The 12,420-nt window shown below is 36.7% G+C and carries 11 protein-coding genes; 7 read left to right on the top strand and 4 right to left on the bottom strand.

Annotated elements, in window-relative coordinates; all coding sequences use genetic code 11:
* Positions 1 to 102: 102 nt before the first annotated feature.
* Positions 103 to 1,497 carry an L-cystine transporter gene (locus tag A2J09_RS20210; protein ID WP_036160633.1) on the top strand — a complete coding sequence of 465 codons (1,395 nt, stop codon included), beginning with the start codon at positions 103 to 105 and terminating at the stop codon, positions 1,495 to 1,497.
* 45 nt (positions 1,498 to 1,542) lie between these two features.
* Here the strand turns inward: A2J09_RS20210 and A2J09_RS20215 are convergent, their stop codons facing one another.
* The 3 genes from A2J09_RS20215 to A2J09_RS20225 all read right to left on the bottom strand — a co-directional run bounded on the left by A2J09_RS20215 (position 1,543) and on the right by A2J09_RS20225 (position 3,864).
* Positions 1,543 to 1,857, bottom strand: coding sequence for a hypothetical protein (locus tag A2J09_RS20215; protein WP_012292521.1), 315 nt, complete (start codon positions 1,855 to 1,857; stop codon positions 1,543 to 1,545).
* Between the two features lie 101 nt (positions 1,858 to 1,958).
* Positions 1,959 to 2,498, bottom strand: a complete 540-nt coding sequence (locus tag A2J09_RS20220; protein ID WP_012292522.1) for an SLOG family protein — start codon at positions 2,496 to 2,498, stop codon at positions 1,959 to 1,961.
* A gap of 226 nt (positions 2,499 to 2,724) precedes the next feature.
* Positions 2,725 to 3,864 carry a DUF418 domain-containing protein gene (locus A2J09_RS20225; RefSeq protein ID WP_012292523.1) on the bottom strand — a complete coding sequence of 380 codons (1,140 nt, stop codon included), beginning with the start codon at positions 3,862 to 3,864 and terminating at the stop codon, positions 2,725 to 2,727.
* A 103-nt stretch (positions 3,865 to 3,967) separates the two neighbouring features.
* Between A2J09_RS20225 and A2J09_RS20230 the strand changes: the two genes are divergently transcribed.
* Positions 3,968 to 4,669: a response regulator transcription factor gene (locus A2J09_RS20230; RefSeq protein ID WP_012292524.1), complete on the top strand. Its 702-nt coding sequence runs from the start codon at positions 3,968 to 3,970 to the stop codon at positions 4,667 to 4,669.
* Positions 4,666 to 6,309 (top strand): sensor histidine kinase, encoded by a 1,644-nt coding sequence (locus A2J09_RS20235; protein WP_012292525.1) that lies wholly within the window; start codon positions 4,666 to 4,668, stop codon positions 6,307 to 6,309. Before A2J09_RS20230 ends, A2J09_RS20235 begins: the two co-directional genes overlap by 4 nt.
* 32 nt (positions 6,310 to 6,341) lie before the next feature.
* Here A2J09_RS20235 and A2J09_RS20240 read toward each other — a convergent pair whose 3' ends face one another.
* Positions 6,342 to 7,259, bottom strand: a complete 918-nt coding sequence (locus tag A2J09_RS20240; RefSeq protein ID WP_012292526.1) for a TetR/AcrR family transcriptional regulator — start codon at positions 7,257 to 7,259, stop codon at positions 6,342 to 6,344.
* A gap of 157 nt (positions 7,260 to 7,416) precedes the next feature.
* Between A2J09_RS20240 and A2J09_RS20245 the strand changes: the two genes are divergently transcribed.
* The 4 genes from A2J09_RS20245 to A2J09_RS20260 all read left to right on the top strand — a co-directional run bounded on the left by A2J09_RS20245 (position 7,417) and on the right by A2J09_RS20260 (position 12,417).
* Positions 7,417 to 8,931 carry a DHA2 family efflux MFS transporter permease subunit gene (locus tag A2J09_RS20245; RefSeq protein WP_012292527.1) on the top strand — a complete coding sequence of 505 codons (1,515 nt, stop codon included), beginning with the start codon at positions 7,417 to 7,419 and terminating at the stop codon, positions 8,929 to 8,931.
* 146 nt (positions 8,932 to 9,077) lie between these two features.
* A complete protein-coding gene (locus tag A2J09_RS20250) occupies positions 9,078 to 10,106 on the top strand; it encodes a serine hydrolase domain-containing protein (protein WP_231112978.1) in 1,029 nt (342 codons plus the stop codon).
* Positions 10,103 to 11,416 (top strand): ABC transporter substrate-binding protein, encoded by a 1,314-nt coding sequence (locus A2J09_RS20255; RefSeq protein ID WP_012292529.1) that lies wholly within the window; start codon positions 10,103 to 10,105, stop codon positions 11,414 to 11,416. The genes A2J09_RS20250 and A2J09_RS20255 overlap by 4 nt, the downstream gene beginning before the upstream one ends.
* Positions 11,417 to 11,472: 56 nt before the next feature.
* A complete protein-coding gene (locus A2J09_RS20260; protein WP_051563172.1) occupies positions 11,473 to 12,417 on the top strand; it encodes a carbohydrate ABC transporter permease in 945 nt (314 codons plus the stop codon).
* The last annotated feature ends 3 nt before the right edge of the window (positions 12,418 to 12,420 follow it).

Consider the following 12,420-nt stretch of genomic DNA (forward strand, 5'->3'; position numbering starts at 1 on the left):
ATTGTATGAAATTATTAATCTTAATAAAACATACTTGAATTATAGGGATTATAGGTATATAATTCGATTACATTATTATAAAACACCTTAGGAGGCATTCCATTGTCGAATTTACAAATCATTCTTAACGTCGCAGTTTTGCTTGTGTTCGTTGGAATTTTATATGTCATGAATAAAAAACACGTGAAGTTTTCGAATCGTGTTTTTGCAGGTCTAGGTTTAGGGATTTTACTTGGTCTTGGACTTCATTTTATTTACGGTATTGATTCTGAAGTTTTAGCCAAAACAACATCTTGGTACAATATTATAGGTACTGGGTATGTTAAATTGTTACAAATGGTAGCCATGCCATTAGTATTTATATCAATTCTCATTGCCTTTACAAAAATGAAAATTGGCAAAAATTTTGGGAAAATGGCTGCTCTTATTTTAGCTATTTTAATTGGTACGACAGCTGTCTCGGCAGCAGTAGGTATTCTTTCTGCAACAGTATTTGATTTAGATGCAACACACATTTTACAAGGTGAAGCGGAGACAGCACGTGGCCAATACCTAGAGGAAAAAACGACTGGTTTAGCAGCACCAGATTTACCAACACAAATTGTTGAGTTATTCCCAGCCAATCCATTCCTTGATTTAACAGGAGCTCGTTCAACTTCAACAATTGCTGTCGTAATTTTCTCAGCATTCCTTGGCTTTGCTTATTTACGTGTAGCACGTAAAGATGAAGGGACAGCAGCAACAATTAAAAAAGGGCTAGATGCTATTTATGCCCTTGTTATGGGTGTTGTAACAATTATTTTACGTTTAACACCGTACGGAATTTTAGCTATTATGGCTCGTACTGTAGCAACATCTGATTTCGGTGCCATCTATAATTTAGGTAAGTTTGTAATTGCCTCTTATGCAGCTTTAATAATTGTATTCTTAGTACACTTATTAATCTTGACATTAAGCGGATTAAATCCAATTACGTATATGAAAAAGTCTGCGGAAACATTATTATTCGCCTTTACCTCACGTTCAAGTGCTGGTACTTTACCGATGAATATTAAAACGCAAACAGGTCGTCTAGGGGTATCTGAGGGTATCGCCAACTTCTCAGGTTCATTTGGTTTATCAATTGGTCAAAATGGCTGTGCTGGTGTATATCCTGCCATGCTAGCGATTATGATCGCACCTACAGTAGGCATTAATCCTCTTGATCCTGTGTTCATTATTACAGTTATTGCAATAGTAGCAGTTAGCTCATTTGGTGTAGCAGGTGTTGGTGGTGGTGCAACCTTTGCAGCAATCCTTGTATTATCAGCCCTTGATTTACCGGTTGCCCTTGCAGGTGTATTAATCTCAGTTGAGCCTTTAATTGATATGGGACGTACAGCTTTAAATGTAAGTGGTTCAATGACAGCTGGTGTTACAACAGCACGTATTACGAAAGAATTGGATACAGAAATGTATAATAATAAAGAGTTAGGCGCGCAAGTATCCGACCTATAACATCGAATAACCCCCTTTAAAGGTGAAACTTTAAAGGGGGTTATTTTATATGATTTTTACATAAAAATCTTTACCATTAATTATATCAATAATCTCAATATTAAAGTGTTTTTTATAATACTCAAAAATATTGTAGGCTAAACCGGAGTGTCCATTTAAATATGTTCCTTTTTTAATCTCTTTACGTGGGTTATGAAAATCAAAATATAAGCGGGAATCCCTACTCATGGTACTTAAAATGGCTAGAAATTCTTGTTCTTCAATATGAATGCCACGTGTATAGCTACACTCTCTGCGATACGTATCATGAGCAATATTTATAGGAGAAGCTTCAAAAATTACTTCGATTTGTTTCTTCAAATGATGACAGCTCCTTTCGAATGGTGGTAAAAAAGCTGGCTACAGACAACCTATTTCATAATACTAGTATATAATTGTCGGAAAATTATATCAATTATTTTCTACCAATCTTGTTGCTGTATTTCCTCCGCTATCATCTGTAAATCATAGGCATTGATTGTTAAAAGTGAATAGTCATGTGACTCCATAAATTTTTCTGCCAGACGTTTGATATATTTTGGAGAGCCTTCATTCTCTTCATCATAAATTAATAATAGTCCATCTGTATTTTGAATTATAAATTTATCCTTCTCAATAAATTGCCAAGGAGCTTCGTACGGTTTTTTTGTAATGCTTGTAACGAAATCTGCTCGGGCAATTATGGTTTGGTATTTTTCCTTTTTAGGGTCCTGCCAATTTTTCTCTTGTTCTAAAAAGGGTGTGATAACTGCATATTTTAAATGAGGAAATTCTTTTTTTAGCGTCCATACAACTTCAGCACTCCAAGATTCTACACCTTGTTGGCCGCTTATAATAACCCATTCGAGCCCTTCATCAAGTAGAAGACGTAGACGGTTTTCCAATGCCTTTTTAATGATGCCAATCCGAGGATGTTTATCATTAAAAATACCAAGTTCATGTGGTTTATAGCCTGTAATCATGATACGCGTTAACAAGAAAATGCCCCCTAGCTGTATAGTTGTAGTAATAGTATACAGTAGGGGGCAAGGAAAACGAATGTGATATTATCGATTAAAATGCAATAGTGTTAAAATTACTGCTACAGCCGCACAAATACCTAAAAACCACCACGAGTCTGTAAAGTCTTCTTTAGAGTCACTATTCATATGAAATAATTCCTTTCTTCTATAGTAGTTTGTAGGTGTCTTACTTCACCTGACCAGTCCACGACCAATTCGTCCATACACGTAAGACTGTTTCAAATGGGCCGCGTTTAAATTTCTTTAAATAGGCAAGGCTGAAGACACATTGTAGACTGTAAACAACGATACCGAATAAGATACCACCAAAGATACCTAGCTTGCCGTATAATCCGAGACCATAACCGTAAAAAACAGTTGTACAAATAATAGTTTGTAGTAAATAATTGGTTAAAGATAATTTGCCTACGCTCTCAAATGCAGGGGCGAGAAGCTGCACAGGGCGTGTTTTATAGAGTAAAGCTGCAAGGCTGACATAGCCGAGTGCTAATAGCTGAGATCCACCCATTAGTAAGATAGAAGAAAAATTACTTTCTATAAAACTTATACTTTTACATGCGAGACCTATAGGAACTAGGAGTGCACCTAGCTTATACCACTTTACTTCCTCGTCCATTTTCACAAAGGCTTGCTTTTTAGCGAGTGCCATACCGAAGAGGAATAGGGGAGCATAAAACATGGGTGCAAAAATTAATATAATAAAGATGAAGGAAGGGTCCTCCATTCCAGGTACTTCTGCATTTGCTCGGAAATCAAAAATTTCTAAGTAGCTTCCATTAGCATAGACATCATTTGCTTGTTCAATGTAAGTATCTAATTCCTTTTGTTCCTTCTTAGTTGCCTCCATAGAACCGTATGTTAAAGCCGTCGTCAGGACAAACAGAATACCTGCCCATATAAATAAAGTTTTAGGTTTACGATTAATAAAGGGAATTAAAAATAAAGTCATACAGCCATAGGAAAAAAGAATATCGCCTTCCCATAATAAAATGGAATGTAGTAAACCGAGGGCAATTAAACCAGTAGCCCGACGTAAAACTGACCAGCGGCTTTTATTTTTTTTTCTTCGAATGGATTCAATTAATTTAATGAGCGAGAAGCCGAATAAAATAGTGAAGATGGGCATAAAGGAGCCTTCAATTACAATCTTTACAAAATATAAAGCTCCGTTATCTAAGGTAGAAAGATTTTTTAATTCATCTTTGCCATACATTCCAAACTGGAATATCAGCAAATTCGCCATTAAGATGCCAAATAAACTAAACCCACGCATTGTATCAATGAAAGTAACACGATTAGTTGTCATTGCGTTTTATCTCCTTAATTGGTTATCTTATACATAGAATAGTTGAGGAAGCTTATGGTGAAATAATGACTACCTTAAAGTAATCTTAAAAGTAGGTGAGGATATGCAGAAAGCATCCATATTAGTATTAGAGGATGAACGAGCGATTGCTGAAATGATTGATATCATTTTAAGAAAAGAAGGCATGACAAGTATTACATTATGTAACACGATAGAAGCAGCAAAATCCGAGATTTATGCTAAAACATTTGATTTTTACCTTTTAGATATTATGTTGCCGGATGGTAGTGGGTTAGAAGTGGCGAATCTTATTCGGGAAAAAAGCGATGCTCCTATTTTTTATTTAACAGCTAAAAGCAGTGACGCCGATAAACTTCGTGGTTTTATGAATGGTGCAGATGATTATATTACAAAACCATTTAATCCACTCGAGCTTGTTGCAAGGGTAAAGGTACAGTTAGCACGTTATATGAAGAAAAAGCAAGTCACAGAAAATCATCTTTTTACATGTAGCCGTTTTACATTCGATATTGATGCAGCAGAAATCACTGTAGATGGGGTAAGGGAAATCATTAGTGGCCGTTTGTTTCATTTATTGAAATACTTATGTGATAATGCGGGGCAAGTATTATCTAAGGAACAAATTTACGAGCGTGTATGGGGAGATTGTTTGTTTGATGATAATACAGTAATGGTACACATACGAAAACTGCGAGAAAAAATTGAAAAGAATCCTGGTAAACCTACCTGCATTATAACAGTCAGAGGTATTGGCTATAAGCTAGTTGGGGATGTTTCCTCATGAAGCCAGCAGGGAAACTAACGCTTCGTTTTGTATCGTATTTCATTATATTTTATTTATTAATTATTTCGGGCTTTATTATGAGCTTGGTGTTTTTTGCGATCTTTATTAATGATCGTGTAGGAGACAATATTCATGTCATGAGCTCCTTTGAAATTGAGGACGATGCCGTTATAGAAAAGGGAGATTCTGTTAAAATTGCCGATTATTTAGTAGAGCGTGCTGAGGAAAATGCAGGTCAACTTTACTTATTTGATCAGTCGATGACCATTGTAGATTATACAGGGGAAAGCTGTGAACTATGTGGAAGGCCTGATAGTGAAATTTTTGCATTAAAGCAGCCAGGTATGCACACATGGGAACTTCCAAAATATTATTTGTTATTTCTACCTATTTCTCCTGTTCAGCCATTATTTGATGAGGCTCTTGATAATTGGTTAGCTACAGGGACGATTTCAGATGTCACAATTCAGCGTTTAAAAGAACATAAAGCTAGTGTTGAAATTTATGATACGGAATGGAACCGGACGGACATTGTAGGAAAACGTTATGAAGAGCTAAAGAAGCCCCAACTGGTTGAGGAGAAATATGACATATTCGAGCATGAGGAACTTAAGCAAAGTACAACCTTAGCGGATAAGTCCACATTTGTTGTCCGTATGCCTAACCCATCCTATAAACCATTTGAAGAGCCCTTCAATAAGGCGATGATATTGTTTGTTTCCGTTTTCTTTGGTGGGCATATTATTTTATTGCTGGGCGTTATTTTTTTATCTATTAGTATTTCACGACAATTTGTACGTCCACTTGTTTATGTCATATCGCGAATTGAGCGACTTACCCAATTCGATTACAGTGATATTAGTGATAAGAACATCCATCATAAGAAAAGTGGGAAATTGAAACGGAAATTTAAATTATTTCAGCCTGTAGAGGAGTCCTTAAACCATTTATCTGAGCGACTTGATTCAAATGAAAGGCAAATTAAGCAATCAGAGCAGTTACGTGAGGAGTGGATTACAGGTTTATCGCATGATTTAAAGACGCCTTTAAGCTCTATTTATGGCTATTCCACAATGCTTGCCTCGGAGGATTATGAGTGGACAAAGGATGAGATGCGTATTTTTGCACAAACTATGCAGGAAAAGGCAACATATATGGATGCCCTCATACAAGATTTAACGTATACGTATCAGTTAAAAAATAAGGCCATACAGCTTGATAAGGTATTACTGCCATTGACAACATGGTTAACACAATTTGCTGATGAACAGGTAAGCGTAAGGGTTTATGGTGATGTGATGCTGCAGGCAGATGAACTTTTGCTCAAGCGGATTATGGATAATTTAATAACCAATGCGAAAAAATATACACCTGTAGGCACGAAGGTAATGGTGGAGGCGCAACATACTGGTAAAGAAGTGATGCTAACAATTGCTGATCATGGTCCTGGCATTCCTCAGGAAGAGCTCGATAACCTATTCGAACGTTATTACCGTGGAACTAACACGACAGATGATACAACAGGAACAGGTTTAGGACTAGCCATTACAAAACAGCTTATTGACCTCCACAATGGCACCATAAGTGTACGTTCAGATCGTGACGGTACAGTATTTATTTTAAGATTTCAATGTCATTAAAAAAGAGGTATCAAATTTTGATACCTCTTTTATTATTGTCTATTTTTGTTGCAGCGCTCAGCCGGACGCTCAATTTTTACATAGCGCCATAGACTATTGGCGATATCGCGGGCTTCTGCGACATGTTCTGTTCCAACGAATGCTTTACGGAAAGGTGTAAGAAGTGACTCGATGATAAAAAGCTTTGGATTTTCGCGTTGAAGCTCCTCTAATAAAAATTCTGCATACTCCAAGCCTTCCACTGTTTCATTATTCGTTAATCCTTTGGCAAAGCCACGTAATTGTTCGATGACCATATCTTTTGTAACGGTTTTATAATTGACTACATTTTGAATAGTATTGATCATTTCAACGCTAACGATAATTTCCTTCGATTCAAGCATAGTAGGTATAATAACGCTAATATTGCGCAATGCTACACGTACAATGGCTTCTCGATTGATATATTTATCATAATCAGCTATAAAAACTGCGCGCAATGTGAGGTTAATCATTCCAAGCGTTTGCACAGCACATTCATAGCTTATTGGGCTAATTTCTTCACCGAAGACTTGAACAAGTCGATTAGCTAACCATTCTAATTCCTGTAGATGGTAGTTAATAATAATTTTTTTTAGTTCTTTATCTCTCGAATGAAAGATTGATTCAAAAATTTGAATTAAGTTATGTTCGCGATTGACGTACATGAGAACAGCAACTTGCTGTGTTAACACTTCTAAATCTGTAGGATCCTTTCCGTAAATAAGTTCATGTCTACGATTACTTGCTTCCTCACGTCCTTCATCTAAAATGGCGATTAAGCATTCGTTCTTCGAAGAGAAATGATTGTAAAATGTCCCTTTTGAAATTTTAGCATCATGGATGATGTCGTTAATCGATGTATCTAGAAATCCTTTTTCAATAAAAAGTGCACGCGCAGCTGTGATAATTTGTCTTTTTCTTTTGTTCATGACCTCACCTTTTTAAAAATATTATACTCTTATTCTACACCAAAAATACTGATATATCAACGTTTATAAAAAATATAAACTTATTTGTTGAAAAAAGTAGACTACGAGTATAAAATAAGTTTTATCGAAAAACACACGAAAGAATTGAGGGATATAAATGAATAGTGAGCAGACAATGAAGAAGCCCCCTTATGGCATGATTGCTATATTATTTGTGGGTGCTTTTGTTGCTTTTCTTAATAACACATTGTTGAATGTGGCATTACCAACAATTATGAAAGATTTTGGGATCACATATTCAAAAGTACAATGGCTCGCAACAGGCTATATGCTAGTAAGTGGTATTTTAGTTCCTGCTTCAGCATTTTTTGTGACACGCTTTAAAAATAGACATTTATTTATTACAGCGATGTCTATCTTTACTATTGGTACAATTATGGCAGGCTTCGCTCCCAGCTTTGGCATGCTGTTAGCAGGTCGTATGGTGCAAGCAGCTGGAGCATCCAGTATGTCACCACTGTTAATGAATGTTATGCTAACTAGCTTCCCGAAAGAGAAGCGTGGGGCAGCAATGGGGATCTTCGGTTTAGTCATGATTATGGCACCAGCAATTGGACCGACATTATCAGGTTATATTGTGGAGCATCATGATTGGCGTATGCTTTTCCAAATGATTATTCCATTTGCGATTATTAGTTTATTATTTGGTGTTTGGAAATTAAGAAACGTGATGGAGACACGTGAAGTTCACTTAGATTTCCTATCAGTACTTTTATCAACAGTTGCATTCGGGGGTATTTTATACGGCTTCAGTACAGCAGGGGATAAAGGCTGGTCAAGCCCTTGGGTATATGGCACAATTTCAATTGGCTTTATCGCCTTAATTATTTTCATCATTAAACAATTAAAAATGGATCAACCATTATTGGAATTACGTATTTATAAATATCCAATGTTTGCATTAGGGTCTGTTATCTCTGTTATTGTTTCCATGGCAATGTTCTCAGGGATGATTTTAACACCGGCTTACGTACAATCTATTCGCGGTATTGAACCTTTTGAAGCTGGCTTAATGATGCTTCCAGGAGCGCTTGTAATGGGGATTATGTCACCAATTACTGGTAAGCTTTTCGATAAGTTTGGTCCACGTATATTGGCCATTATCGGATTAACGATTACTACAATCGCAACATTCGGTTTAACAAAATTAGAAATTGATTCAAGCTATACATTTATTGTATCGATGTATACAATTCGTATGTTCGGTATGTCGATGGTAATGATGCCTATTATGACAAACGGCTTAAACCAATTACCACAAATTATGAATCCACATGGTACAGCTATTAACAACACATTACAGCAAGTATCAGGAGCCATTGGTAGTGCGATTTTAGTTACATTCATGAATAATCGTACAAAAGCTAAAGCCGAAGAATTAATTGTCGAGGCGAAAGCAAATGCAGCACAAGCAGGTGCAGCACCTACACCAGAGCAAATGCAACAAATGCAAGATCAAATTATGCAAACTGCTTTATTAGATGGTATTACACACTCATTCTTAATTGCGGCTGGTATAACAGTGATTGCAGTCGTGCTTGCATTCTTCTTAAAACGCGTAAAGGTTGAAAGTGCAGCAGCTTCGATGGATTTGAAAAAAACAACTAAATAATGAAGAAACTCTCTATCAAGTATGCAATGACTTGGCGGGGAGTTTTTTTATATGAAAAAAAATTTTAAGATTGGTGTAATTTTTTATCATTTTATTTTATATGATAATACTAATTTACAGAAAATTTAGATAGTTAAAGCTGCGGGGTGTTCTATTTGGTAGATGCCTATATAAATGATTTAGTGCGAAAAAAGGAAATTCCAGGTGCAGTATTGATTGTTCAACAGCATCATAAAAGAATTTTGTCACGTAGTTATGGGGCTTTTACAGCTGAAGATGGCAGTAAACAATCCATTTCGAGCCATACAATTTTCGACTTAGCGTCATTAACAAAAGTAGTGGCAACGCTACCAGCTACTTTATTGCTCTTGAGTCGACAACAAATGACTGTGGACGATAAGGTTCAAACATATTTACCCAATTTTAAGTATGCCAATATGACAATTCAACATTTATTACAGCATAATTCAGGGCTACCAGCAGACTTAATGCCAGTGGTGCAAAGGCATCATCAACGCGACATCATGACAGAGATATTTTCCAGTAAAGTGGTGTTTCAGCCAGGTGAGCAAGTACTCTACAGTGATCTAGGTATGATTTTATTAGGGAAAGTGATTGAAAAAATATCGGGGGGGTCACTTAGTCAATTCGTTGAACAGGAGATATTGAAGCCTTGGGGGATGAATCGTACTCACTTTCAATTACAGAAGCATCAACGGGGACTAACGGCATCCACAGAGATGGTGGATGGAAAATTTGTTCAAGGAATTGTTCATGATGAAAAATCTCTGCTGTTGGAAGGTGTAGCTGGTAGTGCCGGTTTATTTTCATGTGCGGAAGATTTAGCGAAGTATGCAGAGATTTGGTTAGGACTTACACAACAACAAGTTCTTCCTTATGAGTGGCTAGAACTTGCCTATACGAAGACATTCAGAAATAGGGGACTTGGTTTTGAAGTATGGGATGGAGATTGCTTATCATCTTGTTTTGCTAGGAGGTGGAATAAGGGTTCGTTTGGTCATACAGGCTTTACAGGCACAAGTATTTGGATGGACCCTGTTGAAAAGGCCTTTGTTATTTTCCTGACGAATGCAGTTCATTATGGAAGGAATACAAATATGAGAAATATTCGGGAAAAGCTTCATACGTTGATTTATGAAAAATTACTTATATGAAGGGTGGATTAGTTGATATGAAACAAAAGAGTAAATGGTTATGGCTGTTTCTATTATTATTCGTTGTAGCTTTAGTGGGGTGTACCTCAAAAGAGAAAACAACGGTTTCAACAACACCTGATAAGGAAGAAGGGGAGGAAATAGAAGAGATTTCTCTCACGATAGGAAGTTGGCGTACTGAAGATGTGGCGAAATATGAAAAAGTTATCGAATTATTTAATGAACAACATCCCGAAATACAGATTTCCTTTAATCCGACTAAAAATACAGAGTATAACACTGTTCTCAATACAGCACTACAGGCTGGAGAAGGCCCAGACATTTTCCACTTACGACCTTATGCAGCTGGATTAAAGCTTGCTGAAGCAGGATATGTCGAGAAAATAAATGGCTTAAATGGTTTACCTTCTTTTCCTGAAGAGGCACTACTAGCATCCCGTGATGAAGATGGAAATCAATATGGGGTACCAATTAATTTGAGCTCAACGCAATTTTTCTATAATAAAAAAATCTTCAAGGATCATAACCTCGAAATACCTACTACTTGGGAGGGGTTCATAGCATTAAATGATCAATTACTTGAAAAGGGTATTACACCAATAGCAATGGGCACGAAGGAAGGCTGGTTATTGTCATTACTGCATGGGATTGTAGGGCCGGCGATTTACGAAGGCAATGATTTCTACCAAGCAGTGCTTGCGGGAGAAAAAGATTTTACTGATGCTCAGTTTATAGAATCCATACAAGTAATGAATGACTTAAAGAAGTATTTTCCTGCTAATTCAGAGGGGTTAGGAATGGATGATATTCGTACTTTGTTTGCATTAGAGGAGGCGGCTATGTTCCCGTTAGGTAGCTGGGAAATTCCTGTTGTATTAGAAATGAATCCTGATTTAGATTTAGGATATTTTCCTATTCCCTCTAAAGGGGGTCAGAAAACAGTGACGACTTGGGTAGATGGCTCATTTGCTATTAATGCAAATTCGAAAAATAAAGAGGCTGCAAAGGTATTTTTAGAGTTTTTAACTACAAAGGAATTCGGTGAATTGTTTGTGAAGGAATTTTCCATGATCAGTGCCATACCTGGTATTACCTCTGACAATGCCCTATTAAATGAGATTAGTAAATCCACTGCAAATGAATCGACACCATACATGTGGGTGACTAATTTTACAGGAGGGGACCCAACAACAAAAAGTTTACTTGAAAGTGAACTACAAGGTATGTATTTAGGTCAAGTAACACCTAAAGAGGTCGCTGCCAAAGTACAAGAAAACGCTAAAACTTGGTACACGCCATTTCAAAAATAAATAATGTTCCTACAAGGAATCTTCCTTTCTCAGAATTTTAAAGGGGGCTGCTCATCATGAGGGAGTCTACAGCTTCACCGTTATCAAAAAGAAAATCATGGGCAAGGTGGTCTATCCACCTTTTCCCTATTCCTGCAATTATAATTTATGGAATGTTTGTGCTTTATCCAATTCTAGCAGCTTTATCCTATAGTTTTTTTGAATGGAAAGGAATGTCACGTGGGGATTTTGTTGGATTACGAAACTTCGTGAAGCTTTTCACGACAGAACCTTATGGCTCCATGTTTTGGAATGCATTCAAACATAATGGTATCTATTTTGTTGTGCAAATGGTTGTTATGAATGGGTTAGCTTTCTTTTTAGCGTTTATTATCTACCAAAAAATTAAAGGAGCTGAGTTTTTCAAGGCAGCCTTTTTTCTCCCGCGAGTGTTATCGGTAATTGTTGTAGGTTTTTTATGGAAGCTTATTTTAAACCCTAATTTTGGAACTTTAAATGTCCTTTTAGATAAATTAGGTTTAGAGACGTTGCAAAAGGCTTGGCTCGGTGATCCTGGAACAGCTTTAATTGCCATTATTTTAGTCAATTGTTGGTTTGGGCTAGGCTTTGGCGTTTTAATTTTTTTAGCTGGATTCCAAGGCATTCCCAATGAGTTGATTGAGGCTGCGAGACTAGACGGTGCAAAGGGCTTTACTTTATTACGTATGATTTATTTGCCCTTAATGGTGCCATCGATAATGATCATGGGCATTTTAACATTTATTCAATCCTTTGAGGCATTTGAACTTGTTTATGCCATGCAAGGCTCTATGGGGGAGCCCTATTATTCTACGGATACATTGGCCGTGTTTTTCTATCGCTTAGCCTTTGGTAGTTCATCTGCTTCCGGTGCTACAGCAATTGGTATAGGGTCTGCCCTAGCGACAGTGCTTTTTCTATTTATATTAATTTGTACAACGCTATTTTTACGCTTGGCCAATAAAAAAGACGTCCAAATGTAAGGG

It is taken from the genome of Lysinibacillus sphaericus (assembly GCF_001629735.1).
Lineage (GTDB): Bacteria > Bacillota > Bacilli > Bacillales_A > Planococcaceae > Lysinibacillus > Lysinibacillus pinottii.